This window comes from candidate division WOR-3 bacterium (assembly GCA_016926475.1).
In the GTDB taxonomy this organism is placed as follows: Bacteria; SDB-A; SDB-A; order SDB-A; family SDB-A; genus JAFGIG01.
On record JAFGON010000014.1, the window covers coordinates 1 to 21,767 of the forward strand.

Here is a 21,767-nt window from a genome sequence, read left to right on the forward strand (position 1 = left end):
AAATTCAATTGTCAAGGTCGAGTAAAGAATTGTTGAAATATATTCGACGATGATATAGAATCTATCACCTAAAAAGATGGAAATATGGATGAAAATGTAATTTCAAGACTTTTGGCGAACAAATTTTTCAGAGGGATAGAAAAGAAAGACATCAAAAGAATACCAAGCGACTATTTTGTTCTGAAAGATTTCAAACCCAATGAAATAATCATTCAAGAGAACTCCAAAGCGGGAAATCTATATCTCATTTTGCAAGGAAGCGTGAAAATAACGAAATCTATGTTGGATAAGGAAGAAATCCATTTAGCTCATAGAGACGAAGGAGAAATTTTTGGAGAACTTGGCGTTTTGGGGGACGACAAAATTACTTCGGCTAATGTCTATGCTGTAAAAGACTCGCAAATAGCGATTTTAAAGCCGGATTATTTGTCGAAAATTTTCGAAGCTTTACCCAAGACGTATTCGAACATTGTCGAAGACATAATAAACAAACTGAAAAGATCAGACGGTGTCAGTGTTATGACCCTGGGGTATTTAAAAAACATAAAAGAGCTTAATAAAAGACTTGAGGGAGCGAAACAAGAACTGGAAAAAAAGAACAAGGATTTGGTAGATATAAACGAAAAGATTGAACATTTGAATTCGGAGCTTCAGAAGAAAAATTCCGAACTTTACAGGACTTCCATCACGGACAGGCTGACAGGGATCCACAACAGAGCTTTCGTAATGGATACGCTTGAAAAGGAATTCAGCAAGGCGAAAAGGCATAATTTGCATTTTTCGTGCGTCATGGTGGATATTGACGATTTCAAAAAATGCAACGACACTTATGGACACCTCGTTGGAGACGAGGTGTTAAAAAGGGTTGCGGGAATAATTTTCGACAACATTAGAAAAGAGGACACAGTAGGCAGATTTGGAGGAGAAGAGTTTCTGATCCTCTTTCCGAGCACCGAAGAAAAAAGCGCAAAGGTAATTGCCGAAAAAATCAGGGAGAAGATAAAAGACATAGAATTCAGCGTCGGTAAAATTAAATTTATGAAAACCATAAGCCTCGGAGTAGCTGAATTATCAAACTCCAAAGGGATAAAAAATGAAGATGAATTGTTGTTTTTCGCCGATAAAGCTATGTACGAAGCCAAAAGACAGGGTAAAAATCGAACTGTCTTGTTCTCAGAAATCAACTGATAATTTGAAATGGAGAAAATACTGGTAGAGTTCACAAATCAAGAAATCCGTTCTATTGTCTCAATCGCTCTTCAGGAGGATATTGGAACAGGCGATTTGACGACCGACGCCGTGATAAACGAAGACTTTCCAGCATACTCGGTCATAGTGACTCGAGAAAATGGAGTTGTTGCCGGCTTGGAATTTGCCAAGGAGGCTTTCAGAATTCTCGATCCGCTTTGTTCTTTTGAAGACATGAAAACAGACGGCGATAAAATAAAAAAAGGAGATGTTTTAATCGGAATCAGAGGGAAAATTAAAGCTATTTTAAAAGGTGAGAGAGTTGCGCTGAACTATCTCCAGAGGATGTCAGGAATAGCGTCTGTCACCGCGGAATTCGTTGAATTGACTTCAGGAAAGACGAAAATTCTCGACACAAGAAAAACTTATCCCGGTATGAGAAAAATTGAGAAATACAGCGTCCTTAAAGGAGGGGGAGAAAATCACAGATCGGGTCTTTACGATCAGGTGATTATAAAAGACAACCACATAGCTGCATGCGGATCCGACCTTTCAAAAGCGATCGAAAGGGTGAAAAATCTTTATCCCATGAAGTTTGTCGAAGTTGAAGTAGTCGGTTTTGAGCAGATCCCGATCGCTTTAAAAGCCGGTGTAAACAGGATTATGCTGGACAATATGGAATTGGGGGATATCGAAAAAGCCGTGAAAATTATTGACGGCAAATGCGAAATAGAAGTCTCGGGTAATATGGACGAGAATAAAATAGCCGCGGTCTCGGCTTTAGGAGTGGATTATATTTCCGTGGGCAAGCTGACTCATTCCTATAAATCGCTTGATATAGCCCTCGATATTGTGAAAAAAGGAGCAAAAAATGGATGAAACCAAGAGAAAGGGCCCTGGATCGAGAGGATCCGCCCACGACGTAGAAGTAAAGACAGAAAATTTCACGACTGTGGAGAAAAGGGAAGAGAATTATTCAAAGAAAGAATCGCAAAACAAACAAGCGTTTCCCGCAAACGCGACAGATGATAAAAACATCACAGAAAAAAAAGAACACACGATATCCATAGAAAACAGGGACAGAACCAACAGAAATTTCAACAAAAACTTTTCAAAAAACGGAGATGGAAAATATAAAAGACAGGACAGCAGAAAAGATTCTTTTCAGTTTAAAAAAAACAGAAAGGATTTTGTAAGAAGTTCCGACAGATTCAAAGGACAGCAGAACTATGAAGCCGGAAAAAAACAAAACGCCAACGACATAAACAGGGAAATTGAAACACTGAAGAGGAAATTTTTAGAACAACAGAATTTGATTTCCGACATTGCGAAACAGAAAAATGACGTCAAACCGCTTATAGCTTCAATTGTTGCCCTTATCGTCTCCATCGTGGCGGTTTTCTTGTCAATATTTCCCGTTATAAAGCATTAAAGGTTCATAGGGGTCAATGCGGCTTAGAATTTCAGTCCTGTTTTCAGGAAGAGGTTCGAACATGCTCGCGATAAAAAACGCGTGTGATTCCTGTTCTATTGATGGAATGATACTCTGCGCGATATCCAATAGAATTGAAGCAAAGGGGATAATTTCAGCCCAGGAAAAGGGTTTGCCGGTTTTTGTTTTCTCAAAAGAGAAATTCCCGAGAAGGCGATATACTCGAATTTCCAGGCTTTTGCTAGATTTGGGCGTGAACATTGTCATTCTCGCGGGTTACGACGAACTGGTAAAAAAACCTCTTTTGTCGGATTTCAAGGGCAGGATTCTGAATATTCATCCCGCCCCCCTACCTCGGTTCGGAGGCAAGGGAATGTACCGCATGGAGGTTCACAAAAAAGTTTTGGAAAGCGGCGTAAAATTTTCAGGTCCCACGATTCATGTTGTCGATGAGAATTACGATTCTGGGAAAATAATTGCCCATGAAAAAGTTACAGTTGTCGATGGTGATACCCCGGAATCTCTGGCTGAAAGGATTTTGGCTGTGGAACACAACCTCTACCCGAAGACCTTGGCGAAAATCAGCAGGGGGGAGATACAACTCTTTTAGAAAGCTAATGGATTTAACTTTCAACCTTCATATTCACACCGACTGCTCTGATGGAGCATATAGCCCCGAAGAGACCGTCGTCAAAGCTCATAAAATTGGATTAAAGACTATATCAATCACTGACCACGACAGCGTCGCCGGAGTTTTACCGGCTCAGAACAAGGCAAAAGAGGTTGGCGTTGAGGTCTTAAGCGGGTTGGAACTCAGCCTTGAAGTTGGAGACCTGGCTACATGCCATTTATTGGGTTACTTAATAGACGTAAACAACAATGTTCTGATAAGCGCTTTGAAAATGATATCCGACTCGAGGAAGGACAGAAATATAAAAATCCTGCGCAAACTTGAAGATTCCGGGTTTTACCTCGATTATGCAGAGTTGAAGGGCTACGCCGGGAAAGAAGAGAATATCGGAAGGCTTCATATAGCGTCTGCTCTCGCGGGAAAAGGTTTTGTTAAGAATCATCATGAAGCTTTCAGCAAGTTTTTAGCTAAAGGCAAAAAAGCCTATTTTGAAAGATACAGGCTTTCAATCGAGCAAGGTATAAACTTGATACACGATGCCGGAGGAATAGCGGTTCTCGCCCATCCTGGAGAAGGATATCCATCAAGAAATATTTACGATAAGATTTTTTTTGAACTGGTCGATAAAGGATTAGACGGCGTGGAAGTATTTTATCCCTCTCACACTCATGAGCAGCGTTTTTTTTTCGCCAGACAGGCAAAGGAATTCGGTCTGATTATGACAGCAGGCACTGATTACCATGGGATCCCGGGAAGAGATATGTTGAAATTAACCTTTGAAGTTGATTATAATGTTTTGGATGAACTCAAAAAAAGAGGAGGACTCTATGCTCATGCCTAATCTGAGAAAAACACTAGTCATGACAAAGACTTCCAAAATTGTCGGTTGGATTGATGAGAATTTCGTCAGGAGCATAGACAAAGGATTTATGTTCAACGGTTCTAATGTCGGTTACAAAGACTACCTGAATTTTTACGGTTCTCCTAACGGTGGGGATGTAGAGGTCGTAGAAATAGTTGTAGAAGGTGAAAACAAATGGGAAAAACCGGTAAAAAGGATTTTCTCAAGCTACCAAATTCCAGCCTCTTCAATACTGTTTCTGTTCGACCTTAAACCAATGATGCCTACAGGCAATAAACCAGAAAAAAGGCTTGTAGAAGAAAGGTCTCAGCTCGCTTCGGTCATGGTGAGATTGGATGATTTCGGAGTGACCATCAAAGGGAAAACGTATCTGCATAAAAGAGCTTACGATCAGAGGATAATCAAGATTGAGGCGAAGGACAACAAATGGTTTATACTCCAATTTCCGGAATTTCCGGACGGATACTCAAACAAATTCAATAAAACTTTGGGACTCACGAAAATAGCCGAAGCAGAAGGTTATCATCTCGACCATATATTGTTCAACATGAGTAACGTAATCGTTTCGATATAGACGGTGATAATCGTGATAATGCTGTTGTTTTCTATACTGATGTTCTCTCTCGAAATACCGGAAAATGCCACCTTAACAGGTTTATCTGTTTTTGAGGGGACAAGAATCGACACTTTCGAGTTGACTTACTTGACGACTGTGAATTCTGGCAGAATCTCAGGTAAAACAATCATCGCAAGATGCGAAGGTGAATTTATGAGAAAAACAGGAGTCCTGTACGGCATGAGCGGGAGCCCTGTTTATTACAACGGAGAACTGATAGGAGCGCTTTCATCAACTTGGTCGGACAGCAAGGAACCGATCGCCGGTATTACTCCCATAGATGAAATGCTGGAAGACGTGAAATACGGCCTTTCTGGTTTTGTTGAGGCTGACGATGATATAAAAAAATACGAAGTATGCCTATCTGGTTCCGGACTCGCTTCGATAGCGGCAAATATTCTCGACAACCATCTGCCTGTTAATTTCCTTTTGACAGACGGTTCAAAACAATCTTTTGACACCACTGAATTCACGCCCGGAAGCGTCTTGAGCGTTGTTCTCGCGGGTGGCGACGCGACCTTAGCAGCGACCGGAACTGTCACTTTCGTCAAGGGGGACACAGTTGTAGGGTTTGGGCATCCATTTTTGGGCGAAGGCGCATGCAGTTATCCTATGGCGGGAGGTTTTGTAAACACAGTTATGCCTCTCACTACTCTCGGTTTCAAGTTGACGACTCCAACTGCTGTTGTCGGAACCATAACAAGTGATGTAAACACAGGAGTCTCCGGAATAATCGGAAAGATACCGGAAACTATACCTGTTAAAGTCGATATATCATCCGAGGGCGTTTTGAAGTCATTTGATTTTTGGGTCTGTAAAAGCGCTGTTTTCACTCCTGTCCTGATTCCGGTGCTTTCCCTGAGCGCCTTCCAGTCAAGCGCTCTTTTTACCGCTACAGGGTATTGTGAAATAAAGACGGATATCTTTCTGTCAAACCAGGAGGAGGTTTCATTTTTTAATTCTTACAACGGGATCGGATCCGTCGGAGAGGCTTGGGCAGGAGATATAATGCTCGCTTTGAACTCGGTTGTTTCAAACACATACGAAAGGACTTATCCAGATTCAATACACGTAGAAATAACATCTTTTAGGGAACCGAGGGTATCTATAATCAAAGATCTGGTTTTAAGCAGATCGAGAATAAATGAGGGCGAGAACTTCACTGTGACTATAATTCTCTCCCAAGAAGGCTCCGGAACTTCGGCTGTCAGCGTCGATGTGACGACTTCAGGAATTTCGGCGCCCGACACTCTCGGGATAATCGCTTGTGACGCCTATAATCTTTCTCTTTTTCTCTTCATGGAGAATCCTCTTTGGTCAAATTACGGAAGCTACGAGGAATTGTTGAATGTTTTGAAAAAGATTCCCTCCAATAATCGCATCTACCTCGTGCTCTACGAGAGAGGAGCGAACCTTACTTCCGGCTCCCGCATACTCGGCAGGACTCCTTTATCGGTGATGAGCGTCATGAAGTACGGTGACATAAACACAGTTCCAAATTTCACCTCGCTAAGGGTGCTCAGGACACAGGAAATTGATTTGAACTCAGTCGTCAGCGGGGCAGTGGTAAACAGAATTGTAGTGGAGGAAAGATGAGAAAGATATTGTCTTCAGTGTTTATTTTCGTTGCCTTTTTAGATTTATCTGCCGGAAAGACAAACAATTTCGTCCTGGATTCTTATTCGGATTTTTACGCCGGCAAATTTGAAAATGTCATGTTGAGCTACACTGGAACTATTGAAGTCTCCAGAGAAATAATCAAGATTATGCAGTCTGACATAACCCACACTATGAAAATGGCGGAATGCGAAGGTAGGTATTATTTCGCTTCGGTTTCTCCGGCGGGAATTTACAGCTGCGATGTCGGGGAAGATGACATAGATACTGTCGCCGCTTTTGAAGACGGCGGAGTATTCGCGCTGGCGACTGACGGCAGGGATGTTTTCGCGGCGGTTTCTCCGAAAGGAGATTTGCTGAAGATCAGCCGAAGTGAAAGAGAAATAATATTTCACAGAGATTCACTTTCTGTCTGGGATATGATTTATATTGGCAACGGCAGAATTGCCTTGGGTACTTCTGATCAAGGAAAAGTTTATATTTTGTCTGTGGAAGGCGAATTTCTGGACAGCTTCGAAACGGGCGATGAATCGGTTGTCAGTCTTGCTTCAAGAGGAGATACTGTTTACGCCGGAACTTCCGGGAAAGGCCTTCTCGTCTCATATTCGATCTCAGGCAAAAAAGTTTATATAGCTGACGATCCGGAAGGTTCCGAGGTCAACAGCATTTTCGCCGGAAAAGATATCCTTGTATATTCCTCAATTTCCGGAGACATTGACCTTACGGGACTGTCTTCGTTGAGGTTCACGGTAGATCCCTACTTTCACATACCCGCATCGTCGTCAGAGATAACTTCAAGAGTTTATAAATACCAAGAGGGTAAATCCGAATTGCTTTTCGTCTCTCCCAACCCGCCGGTCACGTCTCTTTTCATGACATCGGAAAGAGAAGTTTTAGCAATTGGATCTCCGGACGGATCTGTTTTTGTCTATAATCTCGAAAAAGAAGACTTGGAGGTTTTTAAAGCTCCCGAGGAAAAAATACTGACTTCTTGGGTTTTTTCTCCGGATGGCGCTGTGGATGTCCTCGCGGCTAACCCGCTGACCCTTTTTCGAATAAGTCCGAGAAAAGCTGAGGAAGCTTTATTTACAACAAATTGCATATTCGGCGGACAAAATCCGGTCTGGGGTGAGATTTATCTTTCGGGTGAAGGGAGTTGGAGGATACAAGCGAGGACTGGCAACACGTCCTCGCCGGGGGATCTATGGTCGAACTGGTCGAGAGAATTTTCGATTTTTTCTGAAGTAAAAAATGATTTACCTCCGGGCAAAAACATACAGTTCAGGATTTCCTTTGACGGCAGTATAGAAAAAATTGAATTTTTGTTTTCGTCTGAGAACCAAAAGCCCGAAATTGACAGAATCGAAGTTTTCGCTCCCGGTTCGGCTTTTTACGGAGTTTCACAAGTTTTACCGGATTTGAAGACGACATCTTTTTCCGATACTCAAAGAAGAATGCTTTTGGTAGGAGGTTGGAGGATTCCGGAAAACCCTATCGCGATCCAAAACTCTCATCAGGGAATTTACATAGAAGCTTCGGATCCAGAAGACGACAGCCTGGTCTATGATTTTTTCTTGAAAGAGAAAACAAGAACAGAATGGATTAGAATAGGTTGGGTGATAAAAGCCAAAAGTTACGCGTTCAACAGACGATTTTTTTCCGACGGTGAATACCAGATAATGGCAATTGTATCCGACAGCATATCGAATCCTGCTGATAATTTTCTCTCGGACACCGCGTACTCGGAGGATTTTACAATCGACAACACTCCTCCCACTGTGTCAGATTTTAGCGGTTCCAACACTGTCTCGTCTTTCACGGTAAGAGATTCAAGATCGAGGATTATTTCAGCTTCTTACAGTTTTGACGGGATAAACTGGACGAGTATGGAGCCGAAGGACGGGGTCTTTGACTCAAAATCCGAAAGTTTTGATGTTCAAAATATCACAGTTGGCAGTGAATTAATCATGATAAGGGCGGAAGATTCTCATCTAAACCAATCCTACTCATATTTCAGCCTGTGAGAGTCCTCGTCTGCCCCGGTAGTTTCAAAGGTTCTTTGAGCGCGGTAAAAGCCAGCAGAATAATTTCATCACAGTTCAAAAAGCATTTTTTAACTGAGCAATTGCCTCTTGCAGACGGGGGGGACGGTTCACTTGAAGTTTTCAAATATTTCATGGGAGGAATGGAAAAAAAAACGAAAACGGTCGACCCTTTAGGTAAGCCGATTTGGACGCGTTATCTCTGGATTGATTCGAAAACCGCGTTAATCGATCTTTCGCTTTCATCGGCTTTGAAATTGGTAGATGCTTCGTCTAAACCCGCTCTTTTTGGCAATACATACGGCACTGGAGTTGTTATAAAGAAAGCTGTAGAGGAAGGAGCTAAAAAAATCATTCTCTGTCTGGGTGGATCCGCAACTGTTGACGGAGGAACGGGAATTTTACAAGCTCTTGGAGCAATATTCCTCGACGGCCGAGGAAAAAAAATCAACCCGATGGGAGCCAACATATCAAGAATTGGAAAAGTTGACATCGGCGGAATAAACCCCGAAACAACGAGAGTCAAATTTATGCTTTTATCGGATGTAAAAAATCCATTGCTTGGAAAAAATAGCGGCATAAAGCAATTTTCAGCTCAGAAAGGCGCGGATCCAGAAGAAACGAAATCTCTTGTGAATTCATTTAGTAATTACAGGGATGTTTTATTCGGAATTACCGGAAAAGACGTGGGAAATAAAGAGTTTTTAGGTTCGGCGGGAGGCGCGGCGTCCTCGATTTACGCTTTTTTTGACACTGAAATTGAAAGCGGCTCCGATTACGTGGCAAAAATCGCTGGTTTTGAAGTGAAACTCAGGAACAGCGACCTTGCTGTGACGGGTGAAGGTAAAGTGGATTTGACTTCAGGACAAGGAAAAATAACCGGTTTTGTTGCCGAAAAAGCTGCCCAGGCAGGTATTCCATCCATTGTACTGACGGGTTGTTCGTCGAGTAAATTAAAAGGAGCTTCGGTTTTGCCTATTATCCTGAAGCCTATGCTATTCGATGAAGCCTTGGAATCAGCTGAAAACAACCTTCGATACGTCTCTGATCAAATCGCTTTGTTGATCTATCAAATACTTAAAAGAAGGCAATGCAATGTTTGAAAATTTATCCAGAAATTTTTCTGATGTGTTCGGGAAATTGAAGAGAAGAGGGCATCTTACCGAAAAAGATGTCGACGAGGCGTTGCGGGAAATTCGTAAAATCCTTCTCGAAGCGGATGTGAATTACTTAATAGCCAAAAATTTTTGCGAAAATGTAAAAGAAAAGGCTGTTGGAGAAAAGGTTTTAAAAAGCCTTTCACCAGGGGATGTTGTCTCGAAAATCGTCTTTGATGAAATGAAAATACTGTTGGGAAGTTCAAAAAGCGATATCCGCCTGAGCGGGAATCCGTCTGTAATCATGCTCGCCGGTCTGCAGGGAAGCGGCAAGACGACGACATGCGCAAAACTCGGTGTTTTTTTGAAAAATAAAGGGATAGACCCTGTTTTGTCGGCTTGTGACGTGAAAAGACCCGCGGCTTCAAAGCAACTGCAACTACTTTGCGAAAAATATGGTCTTTCATTCTCACCGGTCAATTCGGACAGCGCTGTAAAAAGCGTAGAAGACGCCATGGTCAAGGCGAGAAAAGAAATGAAAGATGCGGTGATTCTGGACACGGCTGGAAGACTTCACATAGACAGTGAGATGATAGAAGAGCTCAAAGAAATAAAAGAGAAATACAAACCAAATGAAATCCTACTTGTAGTGGACGCTATGACGGGTCAAGATGCCTGGGCTGTGTCAAAATCCTTTAAAGAAAACATTGATATAACAGGAATAGTCTTGACAAAAATGGACGGAGACGCGCGCGGAGGAGCGGCGTTGAGCATGAGAGTCATAACGGGAATGCCCGTAAAGTTTGTTGGGACAGGTGAAAAGGCTGAAGATTTTTCAGAGTTCTATCCTGACAGAATGGCTTCGAGAATTACAGGATTCGGGGACATAGTTTCCCTCGTGGAAAAAGTGAAAGAAGCCGCTGACGCCGAAGAAACCAAAAAAATGGCGAAAAAAATGGAGGATTTCTCGTTCACTCTTGAAGATTTTCTGTCTCAGCTTAAAACAATAAAAAAAATGGGACCTCTTGAAAACATTCTGTCCATGATGCCAGGGAATATAGGTCAAAACGTCAAGATAGACGAAAATGAGATTTCGAAAATTGAAGCGATAATATTTTCAATGACCCCGCAGGAGAGAAAAAAACCCGAAATCATAAACGCGAGCAGAAAAAAAAGAATAGCCATGGGCAGCGGAACAAAAGTTGGGGATGTCGCTCAACTCATAAAGCAGTTTGAAACCTCAAAAAAAATGCTCAAGCAGCTGTCCGGAAGAGGAATCTTTTCTAAAATGCCGATGACAAAGAACTTGACAAAGAAAAGCAAGAAAAGATAATATTGAAAATTCATTCGATTATATAATATCACCAACAGGAGGTAGTGAAACTTTGTCAGTCAGAATTCACCTTGCGAGATTTGGGAAAAGAAGTTCGCCTTTTTACCACATAGTCGTCGCGGACAAGAGGCATAGAAGGGACGGAAAATGCCTTGAAAAACTTGGTTATTACGATCCAAGAAGACCGAGCGATTTCAACCTGGATATTGAAAAAATAAACAAATGGATCCAGAAAGGAGCCTCTGTTACCGAAACTGTTTCTTCCTTGATACGCAGACACAAAAAAGAACAACCTCAGTAAGGAGCAGAAAATGAACAATTCAAATCAGACGGTTCAGGACTTGGTAGAGTTCATTGCGAAAAAGCTCGTCGACAATCCCGGCGATGTGAAAGTTACATCGACAGACCATCAGAAAACTGTGTATCTTGAACTGAAAGTCGGCTCGGGCGATCTTGGAAAGATTATTGGTAAAGAGGGAAGAACGGCCAAAGCTCTTAGGCATATAGTTTCAGCGGCTGCTATGAAAACAGGCAAAAGAGCAATTCTCGAGATATTGGACTGACGCCAGACATGTCGCCGGGTTTACGCCTGGCGACTTTTCAAAAAATGAGGATCGATATAGTGACGATATTTCCTAACGCCGTTATGCCGTATTCCGAATACGGGGTTCTTTCGAGGGCGCGAGAAAAGAAGCTCGCGTGTTTGAACTTCGTCAATCTAAGGGACTACACCAAAGATCCCCATGGAAAAGTTGACGACTATCCTTTTGGAGGAGGACCAGGTATGGTTTTTATGGTGCAACCCCTCGCGGACGCGATCGAGTCGCTAAAAACGGATAATACATGGACAATTTTGACCTCACCCCAGGGTTCAGTTTTCGACATGAAAAAAGCGCGAGAACTTTCTGTGAAAGAGCACTTGGTAATTGTCTGCGGAAGGTACAGAGGGGTTGATCAGAGGTTTATTGACAAATACGTGAATGAAGAAATATCGATCGGCGATTATATCCTATCTGGGGGTGAACTCCCCTCTCTTGTGATAGCTGAATCGGTAATTCGGCTATTGCCAGGAGTTCTCAACAATGACGAAAGCCTGGAATTAGATTCATTTTCCGGAGCGGAAGGCCAGCTTGAAGAGGAGCTCTACACAAGACCTTCGGACTATAACGGCATGAAGGTTCCGGATGTTCTTTTGTCAGGAGATCATGGTAAAATTAAAAACTGGCGTAAATCGAGAAGAATAGAGAAGACCGATAAAAAAAAGAAAGGGAAATAAGGTGATATAATGGAAAAGATTAAAACCATTGAAGCGTCTCAAATGACCAATGAAGTACCGCAGTTTTCTGTTGGAGACACTGTCGCGGTAAGAATAAAGATCAAAGAAGGCGATAAGACCTTGATAAGGCTTTTCAAGGGAGCTGTTATTGCCATGAAAAACGGGAAAGGCGCCAGAGGAACTTTTACTGTGAGAAAAATATCCGACGGCGTGGGAGTTGAAAGAGTATTTCCATTGCATTCACCTGTTATTTCGAGCATCAAAGTTTTAAAAAAAGGAAAAGTCAGAAGAGCTAAGCTTTACTATTTAAGACAAAGAACAGGTAAAGCGACCAAGATAAAAGAAAGGCGATAAATTGCCGAACCTCTTCTTTGAGAAAGAAGCGCTGAAAGAAGGGGCTACGATTGTTTGCGGTGTTGACGAAGCGGGGAGAGGTCCAGTAGCCGGACCTGTAGTCGCTGTTGCTTGCGTTATGCCTTTTAGAAGAATTATTAAAGACGTCAAAGACTCCAAGATGCTTTCAAAAAATAAAAGAGAGGAGTTGTTTGACAGGATCAACTGCGTCGCTCATGAAATCGGAGTGGGCTATGTCATGCCAGAAAAGATTGATTTGGTGAACATTTTAAACGCCACGCTCGAAGCGATGAGAAATGCGATTTTAGCCCTTCCAATTTTACCAGATTTTATTCTTGTTGACGGAACTTTTGAAATACCGGTAAACGGAATATTTCAGAAAACTGTGGTAAAAGGAGATTCCAAAAGCTATTCGATTGCGGCGGCTTCAATAATCGCAAAAGTTACGAGAGACAGAATGATGGAAATGTATGATGTTTTGTATCCGGGCTACGATTTTTCCAAAAATGCCGGATACCTTTCAAAAAAACACCTAAAAGCCATAGAAGCGATAGGGCCTTCTCCGATTCACAGGATGAGTTTCAGGCCTTTAAGAAAATAACGGTTTGCAAAAAAGGCATCATAAAATTACTACCGGTTTATTCGGTGAAAATATCGCCGTTGAATATCTCAAAAAAAAAGGCTACAATGTCATAAAACGCAACTTCAGGCAAGGGAAGGCCGAAATAGACATTATCGCGCGCCGCAAGAAGACTGCTGTTTTCGTTGAAGTTAAAACAAGAAGTGGCGAGAGTTGGGACAAAGACCTTGAGGCTTGGAGAGGAAAGCAAAAAATGACTTTTTTACATGCCGTAAAAGCTTATTTGGTGGAAAACAAGCTCTGGGGCAAGGTAGACGTGAGGTTGGATCTTATATGCGTTGACCTCGAATCCGGCAATTTGACTCATATTGAAAACGCGTTATCGGACTGGGCATGACGTTATTAACAGCAATCTTGGTTTCTTTTTTGAATCTGACTGTCCCGTCAGACCTTTTAAAAGCTCAAAAAGAACTCTACGAAGCTTTTGAGACATCCTCCATTGACAGCGTGATGAAAATACCGGGAAGTGAAATTGAAAACCTGCTTCTTGAAGCAGAAAAAAACAATGTATTCAGGGTTTTTGTTTTGGAGGAAAACAGCGAAAAAAAAGCCGATAGCATGGCTTCGAACAATCTTTTTTTGCATTTTTATTTTTTTCAACTTGCAAAAACTGATCAAGTGAAAGACGAAGAACTGCAGTGGATAAGGGATATACTGGCTTCCAAAGGGCTTCGCGGATCGAAACATTTGGGTTCATACTTTTATAAAATATCTCTCCAAGAAGCATCAGAAGAGCAGCAGCTTGTTTTGTTGAACCTTTCGAGAAGTTTTGACCAAGACGAAGATGTAGCAAAAAAAATAATAACAATTCTATGGAAGAAAAGGCGTTTTTCAGAGTTATTTCCTGAAATACTATCTTATTTATACATGTTGAAAAATCCGTGGAGGTTAATCCAATTTGTTTCCTCTCCTCTATACTTCCTCGCCGTGTTTTTCCTTTTCTTCGGTTTCTACATTATTATTTGCGCTTTTTTCAAGAACGCTGCCTATATCTGGCATGCGATTTATCATTTTTCCAGAAAATTTCTGCGCCTTGAATTGTCTTCAAAATTTTCTTCTTCGTTGATACTTGCCTCATTTTTCATTTTAGCGGGAAAACCTTTCTACCTCGGTTCTCTTCTTTTTGGCTTATCTTTTCCTCTCATGAAAAAAAAGGAAAAGGTGATTTTGACTTTTACGGGGATTGGAGCTTTTCTCCTCTCGATTTTATCTGTAGAAATCAGCGCGACTTTGCGCGGTTATGCAGTCCATTCAGATGAGATGGCAGTGTATGAACGTATTCACTGCTTTGAGGGGGGGGGCAATCCTTCCCCGGGAGACAGCGCTTCTGCCGAAGAAGTTTTCGCAAATGCGATTTTGTGCAGAAGAGACAGAGATTTCAACTCTGCCCAGGAACTCTATTCCCGAATAGCAGATTCATTTCCCCGGGAAATGATCCTCAACAACAGGGGCTGTCTATTTTTCGACATGGGGCTGAAAGATTCGGCTTATCAATGTTTTCAGAGCGCGTGGAGAATCGACAGCTTTGAACCGGCGATAAACTACAACCTCTACGTTTATCATTTAAAAAACTTTCAAAGGGAGAGTTCTGAATACTTCAAAACTACTCTTGAAAGAATATCCCCGGATTTCCTCGAAGAAAAAAGTTTTGGGAGACTTTCCCTTCTGCCTACTTCCGAGTTTTTGACGGTGGATATTATTCCTGAGATAAAGCCTAGATATTCGGAATTGATGTCTCAAAAACCTGTATACGATACAAAGTATTCTGCATTTTTCGTCCCGGGTTTGAAGAAAACAGTTTTTTGGATTTTGATTTTTCTCGCTTTGGGTTTTTTTCTTAATTTCCTGGCGTTTAGAAAAATTTCCATAGAATTTTGCAGTCTCTGCGGGATGCCTGTCTGCAATTTGTGCAAAAGGAATCATAAAGGAACCGTTCTATGTTCGACCTGCATCGCGCGAATCGAAAAGTTGGGTAAACTTGCTGATGAAAAACAGCTTGTCAACGAAATTTCCGAATCTTTGCAAAACAAAAGGAAAAAACTGTTTTTTGCCTATTCAATGCTTCTCCCCGGTTTTTTCCATAATTTAAAAGGAAAAGGATTCAGATTTGATTTCGCAGTTTTGACTGCTCTCATCGTGACTTTGTTCTATGTGATTTTTGTTAAATCAAACGGCTTTGAGGGTTCCAAGCCTGTCATTTTTATAGGCGCTTTTGCTCTGATATATATACTTTTCGGATTGTCTTCATATTTAATTTCGAAGGAATGAAAATGAGCATGATACACGACATGATGACAAAAATGAGTAAAGAAGAAAGAAGCGGCATATTGACTATAATCACAGATAAAGGAGACAACATATATCTCGGCCTTTCATCCGGAAAAATAAAAGCCGCTATTTGGCAGACAAAAGAAGGGAAAGCTGTACCCCTATGGTTTTATCTGCAGACGAACAGCGAACTCATAAACGACGAAGAATTCGACGGCCTTGACAAATTGTCGCAGGAAAAGGGACTCAGCCCAGGCGAATTGCTTTCAGGATCGTATAACCTTTCACCCGATAGAAGGATTAAATTCATAAAAGGTAAAATTCGTGAAATAGCTTTCAATGTTTTTTCTCTTAAGGACGAAGAGGTGACAGGAACGACTTTCGCTGAAAACGAATTGCTGTATCCTAGGTCTGATCTTGAATTTGAAGAGGATCTAGATTCTCTTTGGAACGATTATTTGAAATACGTCGAAAACATGGAATTGATAGTTGAGTCTATCGGCGATGAAGAGACTTTGATTTCAGTCAACAGCATATCTCCCGATAAACTAACGAGAGAAGAAAGATTTATTTACAATTTCGTGGGAAACAAGAAATACTTGGACGAAATACTCCGGCTTCCCATACCTTCAAGGGTGAAAATTTATAAGACAATAGCTTCTTTGAATCAAAAAAAGGCGATTTCAATTCTGAAAAAAAAGTCAGATGAAATTCTTCCGGAGAAAAAAATAGATTTTAATTTCCTGTCTTTTTTGTTTTTCGCTATGCTTGTTTTTATAATAGGATCCTCGCTTACCTTGACGGCGGTGTTCTTGTCAAAGGAAGGTTTCGGCGCAAAGAGCAACGTTTCCGGCAGCATGACAGAGAATCGGTTGTTGGAAAAAAATATGATTGGAAGCGTTGTTTCAAACGGGGTCTATCCTTACACGGACAGCCTCCAAACCTCGGATTTCACAATCAAGTTCAGGAGAGTTGGAGGAAAAGTTGTCTACGAAGCATCGTCACGTTGAATTGAACAGAAATCACAAAAAACTCCTTTTTATATCCTATTTCTTCCCTCCGATGGGTCTTTCAGGTGTGCAGCGTCAGACAAAATTCATGAAATACCTGAATTATTTCGGATGGGAAGCCACTGTTCTAACTTCCAAACCACGATGGTATTACGCGTTTGACCAAAGCCTGCTAAAAGAGGTGGAAAATTCTGTGGAAATACACCGTGTTCCTTCTTTGGACCATTTTCATTTTTCCATGACGGAAAATTTGTTTTTAAAAAGAAAAGAAAACAGTCTTTCAAAGTTCGGCAAATCGAGAACTTTCGCATTGCCCGACCCTGAAATAGGATGGGTGCCTCTTTGCGCGGATTACGCTTTAAAACTTTGTTTGAGAACAAAGTTTGACGCTATTATGTGTTCTGTACCGCCTTTCTCTTCTTCGATCGCGGGTTTTATTGTAAGCAAAAGAAGAGGAATTCCTCTCGTCATTGATTTCAGAGACCCATGGATTGATGAAGATCTTTTTCCGAACGCCACGCCTTTTCACAAAAAAATTAATAGCGGACTCGAAAGAGCGATAATCAATCACTCCTCTCTCGTAACAGTCATAAACAGTAAAATCAAGCAAGGTATCGATGAGAGACTGGGAAAAGTCCATTCGGTAGTGATACCGCATGGCTATGACCCAGAAGATTTTCGACAGGATTTAACTGAAAAGAAAGATGGATTCTCGGTGTGTCACATGGGCTCGCTTTGGAGGGGCAGAAGAGCTGATGTCCTGCTTGAAGCCTTGTCGTTAATAAATGATAAAAATGTAAAAGCCGTTTTCGTAGGGAAAAATTCCGGCAGCGCACTCGAAGCGGCTGAAAGATTGGGAATAAAGGACAGGGTTGAAAGCCTCGGTTATCTCGAACACAGAGAGGCTATTCTCGCCGCTCAAAAAGCCGATGCGATGTGGTTATACGTTGACAAGTCAGAGGGGGGATCCGTTTCTACAGGGAAACTCTTTGATTATTTGGGTTTGGGGCTTCCAATTTTGGCATCCGTCTCCGAAATAACGGATGCCGCCGATGTCATCATGAAAACAGGAGCAGGAATTGTGGTACCGCCGGAAGACAGCGAGAAGCTTTCCGAGATCATAACAGATTTGTATGAAAAAAAATTAAAAGGTGAATTATACTCTAAAAAGAGATTTCCCCAATACGAAAGGAAGCACCTTACGGGTGTGCTATGCGCCGAGCTCGATAAGGTTGCGGGTTAAACCACATTTTTTTTTGTTATTGAAAAAACCGGGCTTTCGATGTTAGCGCCGGTCAAGGTGGCTAATTCACCGCCGTAATCCTCGGTAGAAATCAATTGTCTGGTCTTGTTGAGAGCTCCGAAAAACTGAAGGTGAAGAGGAGGCGATGACATGACGATGTCGTGGGGTTCAGTCCTTCTGTAGAGAATCTCCGCTAAGATTTCCCTGGGGTCTTCTGGCTGGATGAAGGAAGCGCTTTTGTAAGGGAATATTTTGAACTCTTCGCAGTATTTAATCAAGGAGAGGGCTGATGACAGGTCGCAAAGGACTCTTTTGACGCTCCAAGAGAGACGCGAAAGTATCATGGAGCGCTTAATTGTCTCCCCGACCGCCACCAAAACCCCTTCAGGGTATTCCTTGGAGATAAATCCTGCCCCGTAAGGAGCCGAAGCCAGACCTATTCCCGGGACTGGAGTCTCATCTAGCGGAATGAGGGCGTCTAGAACTTGAGCGATTTTACGAGCCCCGTAGTCTCTGTTGTCCGCAATTACGGCGAAAGTAAGAGGTCCGAAAGATTTGACAGAAAGGCCTGCTTTTTTTATGTTTTCGATTATTTCGAGGACGCTTGAAAAAAGACCTTCGGTGTCTTCTTCGGATGACGTGTCTATGTCTCCGAAAACCAGGGTTAGTATGGAAGATGAAGATTCGATTTTTTCGTCAATTTCTTTGAAAAGCTGATTGTATTGGTTTCTTTGAAGAACCGCTTGTCCTTGGAGTCCGAACCTGTAAAAATTGTTGTTTTCCACGAGGATGAGCGCTGCATGGTTGGCTATGTCCGATGGCTTCCAGTTTTCACAGAGCTCTTCATCCGGCCATATTTTGGTCGCCTCCATGAAAGATTTAGCCATCATTATAGGTTCAAAAACTCCGATTATTATTGCCCTGACACCGTCAAGGGCTCCTTTTGCGTCAGCGATGTATTTTTTTCCTGCGAGGTTTAGGTTTCTCAAAATTATGATTTCCTGCTCTGATACAGAGTCTTTTTTCTGAATTTTGGAGATGAATTTATACTGTTGTGTCAGTTCGTCTGAAATCAATCCAAGTAGTTCTCCCGGAGGAAAGGCGATGATTTCAAAAAGATTTTCGAATGAATTCATGACGTCGGAAAACGTCAGGGATTGTTTTTCTGTCATCTTCTGCAAACCTTTGCCGATGTCTATCGAATTTCTTTTGGCGGCTTTTTCGATTTTTTTTAAATCTTCTATTGAAATTTCTGAGCCCAATCTTCTGATTCTCTCTTCTAACACGTAGACTTCATCTTGGTTGAACTTAGTCTTTTCTTCAATAAATTTACTTGTCTCTTTTGATATGGCAAATTTGGAGACGAGTTTGTATATCGTTGAAAACAATGTGGGCGGAAGACCGAGTTCGCTTATTATGTTTGAAGTTATCTCAAGGGACATTTCATCCCACACGGGGCCTATGACGGGTAATATCGTCAGGTCAAGCCAGACGTTAAATTGCGCGTTTCTTCCTTTCAAAAGGTTCCTTACAATTCTCAGGGTCTCTCTCAACCTCGATGCTACGGAAGTGGCTTTGCTGACTGCCTCTCTCGGGTTTAGAGAAAGTATTATCGGTGAAACTGCTATTTCAGAAATTTTATAAACAGCAGAATCAAGGACAGGTATTAGGTCAGGATCTTTTTCTGAAATTCTTGAATACAAGTGATAAAGGGATTTTTCCAGTTCAATGTTTCTCTCAAAATTTTTTTTTGTCAAGGTTTTCATCAACATTTCAGAGAGCTCGGTTTTTAAGTTTTTTTCGAAGGTGACTCTTATCACACCTGTCTTTCTGTGTTTCTCTACGAATGCTGTAGCAAATTTGGAATGAGAAGCGCCTGTTACAGATCTTGTCAAACGCAGGGTATGAGATGAAAAAGGTCCGTAACCTTGTTTTTTAAGCCTTTCGGCGTAAAGGGAGTTTGATTCTGCTGAACAAAGAAAATCTGAAAGCTGGATATAAGCGCCCATTACCTTACTATTACGAGCCTTCCCCTCGCTGTCGAATCGCCTGATTTGGAAATTACGAAATATAGACCTGACGCGATTTCATCCAGTGACTGCTCCTGTATGACAAAGTTACCGTTTGCTGAAGATGTTTGAAAGACAAGATTTCCGTCAAGCGAGTAAACGAAAAGATCCCCTGGAGTAGTTTCAATTGTCAATGAACAATCAAGCCTCCATGGATTGGGATAGATGAACATTTCTCCATCGTGCGATGTCTGATCAGCTTCAATAGGGAAGAGGCATAGGCCATTGCTCGTCGGAACGAGGAGTAAGCCTGTGTCCGGCTGATAAAAAAGGCCTCCTCTGTTGTTGCCGACCGGGATTCCGGGAAGAACGTCAGGATATTCGAACTTCTCCCATGTGCTGTCCTCTTTTCTGTGCGACAATCCGGCGTTTTGGCAAAGCGCCCAAAGTCCGTTGCCGGGTATGTGGAGCAATGAGACTACAGAGGATCCTATCAGTCCGCCTTGAGTGCTGGCGCTGGTTATTGTGTCGATTACCTGGTATGCTGACACATCGAATGTGTTGATGCCGCCGTTTGACCCTATAAATATGAGGTCTCCCTTGTAATTGTCGATCGCGTTTATATCGTTTCCTGAAAGCTCGAGCACTTCAGAGGTCACCGAAGAATCCTCGGGATTTAAAATAGCTGTAAAACCGTTTGAGTTGAGATGAGCCGTCCCAAAAGCCACTCGGCCGTCTTTGAGCATACATATTGAGTAGGTGTATATGAAAAGGTTATTGAAAAAAGATTCAACAGAGTTGTCAGGTTTTACCCTGAAAAGATAAGGCGCTTGATTGTCGAAGGAAGCGCACCAGACGTCGCCGTTTGGATCTACGTGCATGGCGCTTATTGGCTGCTGATTTCCAGAAGGAGTATAAGGCAGGAGTAGTTTGTCGTAGTGTAGGCTGTCTTGGCTTGAAGCCCCGGGGTACAAGAAGATCAGGCCGCCGGGTCTTCCCCAGACGCCTATGACAAAAGATGAGTCGTCTCTCACAGATATGAACTTTCCCGCGCCCCAATCTCCGGTAGTGTCGTAATTCAAAGAAGTTATTGTTTTCCATTCTCCGTCCGGGTACCTCAGGGAAACGGCGTCGCTGTAATCGTTGCCGAAATGCACGGCGGCAATAATTCCGTTTGGCAGCATAGCGGCGGCGGAAGCGAGAGGTTTGAAAAGCCCCGGAGGCATATCCTGATTCCAGGAATTCGAACTGTAATAATAATTGGAGGAATTCTCTGTTCCGCAGTATATTTTGCCTTCAGAATCCACTGAAACACTTACTGGTCTTGAAGGCAAGCCAGGTCCGTATTGCTCCCAGGATCCGTTAACCCACCTTCTGACAGCGTAATTGTCGTAGTCGTTGACAAAAAGAGAGTCTTGAAGAGACGACAGCCTCATTCTCCTGGATGAATAATGTCCCGACACGAAACTGTCACCGATTAAAATTTTTATCTGTGAGTTTGTTGATATCCAGATAGTATCCTTGAAAATGACGACGGATAAAATTGTATCCTGGGAGCTCAAACCTTTTGAATATACCGTGTAGGTTGACGTGTCACCGTAAGTGGTCGTGGGTACTTTAACGAGCTGTCCGATGGATCCGACAAAAAGGTTGTTTTCATATAACAAAAGGGAAGAGACATCTTCACCGGATAAAAATTTTGAGGAATTCGCCGATGAAAAGTTAAAAGGTTCTCCTCCGGTGTTCCAAAACCAACAGCCGTTTTCGCTTCCTGCCCAAAGTGAGTCGTTTCTGAGCTCGAGTTCCTTTACACGGCCATGGGGGAGACCTTGAAAATACGATGTCAACTGAAGGTAACGCGAGAGGTCATTTGAAAAAACCGTTATTCCGTTTGAAGAACCTGCAAAAATATTTTCGTCACCGTCCAAAACCACGTCCATAACGTCATTGTCGAGTAAACCGGTGGAATTATTTATCAATATGTTTTGGCCCGAAGAGTCGGTCATGCATATTCCGCCTGAACTCATTGTTATAAGGTTTCCTTTGAGGTAGGAAAGCCTGTTAACCTGAGAGTGAGAGGTGTAAACTGTAACGCCGTTTTGAGATAGCGGTAAAAAGGCGATGAATGCGAAAAAAAACATTTTGCCTC

Annotated in this window: 21 protein-coding genes; 19 read left to right on the plus strand and 2 right to left on the minus strand. The window is 42.1% G+C overall.

Features of this window, described 5'->3' with window-relative positions:
- Nucleotides 1-84 precede the first annotated feature (84 nt).
- Genes JXA84_00990 through JXA84_01080 form a run of 19 tightly spaced genes read left to right on the plus strand, consistent with a single transcriptional unit; the run spans nt 85 to nt 17,609 of the window.
- Nucleotides 85-1,188, plus strand: a complete 1,104-nt coding sequence (locus JXA84_00990; protein ID MBN1149777.1) for a GGDEF domain-containing protein — start codon at nt 85-87, stop codon at nt 1,186-1,188.
- Nucleotides 1,189-1,197: 9 nt separating this feature from the next.
- The gene (gene nadC, locus JXA84_00995; protein MBN1149778.1) at nt 1,198-2,067 is read left to right on the plus strand and encodes a carboxylating nicotinate-nucleotide diphosphorylase; all 870 of its coding nucleotides are present in this window, start codon (nt 1,198-1,200) and stop codon (nt 2,065-2,067) included.
- Nucleotides 2,060-2,620 carry a hypothetical protein gene (locus tag JXA84_01000; protein MBN1149779.1) on the plus strand — a complete coding sequence of 187 codons (561 nt, stop codon included), beginning with the start codon at nt 2,060-2,062 and terminating at the stop codon, nt 2,618-2,620. Before nadC ends, JXA84_01000 begins: the two co-directional genes overlap by 8 nt.
- A 16-nt stretch (nt 2,621-2,636) precedes the next feature.
- Nucleotides 2,637-3,230 (plus strand): phosphoribosylglycinamide formyltransferase, encoded by a 594-nt coding sequence (gene purN / locus JXA84_01005; protein ID MBN1149780.1) that lies wholly within the window; start codon nt 2,637-2,639, stop codon nt 3,228-3,230.
- A gap of 7 nt (nt 3,231-3,237) precedes the next feature.
- Complete coding sequence (locus tag JXA84_01010) at nt 3,238-4,092, plus strand: PHP domain-containing protein (GenBank protein MBN1149781.1); 855 nt, start codon at nt 3,238-3,240, stop codon at nt 4,090-4,092.
- Nucleotides 4,079-4,687 (plus strand): hypothetical protein, encoded by a 609-nt coding sequence (locus JXA84_01015; GenBank protein MBN1149782.1) that lies wholly within the window; start codon nt 4,079-4,081, stop codon nt 4,685-4,687. The genes JXA84_01010 and JXA84_01015 overlap by 14 nt, the downstream gene beginning before the upstream one ends.
- A gap of 12 nt (nt 4,688-4,699) precedes the next feature.
- Nucleotides 4,700-6,325: a hypothetical protein gene (locus JXA84_01020; protein MBN1149783.1), complete on the plus strand. Its 1,626-nt coding sequence runs from the start codon at nt 4,700-4,702 to the stop codon at nt 6,323-6,325.
- On the plus strand, nt 6,322-8,370 hold the full coding sequence (locus JXA84_01025) for a hypothetical protein (protein MBN1149784.1): 2,049 nt from the start codon (nt 6,322-6,324) through the stop codon (nt 8,368-8,370). The genes JXA84_01020 and JXA84_01025 overlap by 4 nt, the downstream gene beginning before the upstream one ends.
- Nucleotides 8,367-9,491 carry a glycerate kinase gene (locus JXA84_01030; protein ID MBN1149785.1) on the plus strand — a complete coding sequence of 375 codons (1,125 nt, stop codon included), beginning with the start codon at nt 8,367-8,369 and terminating at the stop codon, nt 9,489-9,491. The genes JXA84_01025 and JXA84_01030 overlap by 4 nt, the downstream gene beginning before the upstream one ends.
- Nucleotides 9,484-10,818 (plus strand): signal recognition particle protein, encoded by a 1,335-nt coding sequence (gene ffh / locus JXA84_01035; protein MBN1149786.1) that lies wholly within the window; start codon nt 9,484-9,486, stop codon nt 10,816-10,818. Before JXA84_01030 ends, ffh begins: the two co-directional genes overlap by 8 nt.
- Nucleotides 10,819-10,870: 52 nt before the next feature.
- Nucleotides 10,871-11,119, plus strand: a complete 249-nt coding sequence (rpsP, locus tag JXA84_01040; protein MBN1149787.1) for a 30S ribosomal protein S16 — start codon at nt 10,871-10,873, stop codon at nt 11,117-11,119.
- 10 nt (nt 11,120-11,129) lie between these two features.
- Nucleotides 11,130-11,381 (plus strand): KH domain-containing protein, encoded by a 252-nt coding sequence (locus JXA84_01045; protein ID MBN1149788.1) that lies wholly within the window; start codon nt 11,130-11,132, stop codon nt 11,379-11,381.
- 44 nt (nt 11,382-11,425) lie between these two features.
- Complete coding sequence (gene trmD, locus JXA84_01050) at nt 11,426-12,094, plus strand: tRNA (guanosine(37)-N1)-methyltransferase TrmD (protein MBN1149789.1); 669 nt, start codon at nt 11,426-11,428, stop codon at nt 12,092-12,094.
- A 9-nt stretch (nt 12,095-12,103) separates the two neighbouring features.
- A complete protein-coding gene (gene rplS, locus JXA84_01055; protein ID MBN1149790.1) occupies nt 12,104-12,448 on the plus strand; it encodes a 50S ribosomal protein L19 in 345 nt (114 codons plus the stop codon).
- Between the two features lies 1 nt (nt 12,449).
- Entirely contained in the window at nt 12,450-13,049 is a 600-nt protein-coding gene (locus tag JXA84_01060; protein ID MBN1149791.1) for a ribonuclease HII, read from the plus strand.
- Between the two features lie 4 nt (nt 13,050-13,053).
- The gene (locus JXA84_01065) at nt 13,054-13,425 is read left to right on the plus strand and encodes a YraN family protein (protein ID MBN1149792.1); all 372 of its coding nucleotides are present in this window, start codon (nt 13,054-13,056) and stop codon (nt 13,423-13,425) included.
- A complete protein-coding gene (locus JXA84_01070) occupies nt 13,422-15,356 on the plus strand; it encodes a hypothetical protein (protein MBN1149793.1) in 1,935 nt (644 codons plus the stop codon). The genes JXA84_01065 and JXA84_01070 overlap by 4 nt, the downstream gene beginning before the upstream one ends.
- 2 nt (nt 15,357-15,358) lie before the next feature.
- Nucleotides 15,359-16,366 (plus strand): hypothetical protein, encoded by a 1,008-nt coding sequence (locus JXA84_01075; protein ID MBN1149794.1) that lies wholly within the window; start codon nt 15,359-15,361, stop codon nt 16,364-16,366.
- Nucleotides 16,341-17,609, plus strand: a complete 1,269-nt coding sequence (locus JXA84_01080) for a glycosyltransferase family 4 protein (protein ID MBN1149795.1) — start codon at nt 16,341-16,343, stop codon at nt 17,607-17,609. Before JXA84_01075 ends, JXA84_01080 begins: the two co-directional genes overlap by 26 nt.
- Here JXA84_01080 and JXA84_01085 read toward each other — a convergent pair.
- On the minus strand, nt 17,606-19,618 hold the full coding sequence (locus tag JXA84_01085; protein ID MBN1149796.1) for a hypothetical protein: 2,013 nt from the start codon (nt 19,616-19,618) through the stop codon (nt 17,606-17,608). The two genes, JXA84_01080 and JXA84_01085, sit on opposite strands and share 4 nt — an antisense overlap.
- Complete coding sequence (locus JXA84_01090; protein MBN1149797.1) at nt 19,618-21,759, minus strand: T9SS type A sorting domain-containing protein; 2,142 nt, start codon at nt 21,757-21,759, stop codon at nt 19,618-19,620. Before JXA84_01090 ends, JXA84_01085 begins: the two co-directional genes overlap by 1 nt.
- Nucleotides 21,760-21,767 lie beyond the last annotated feature (8 nt).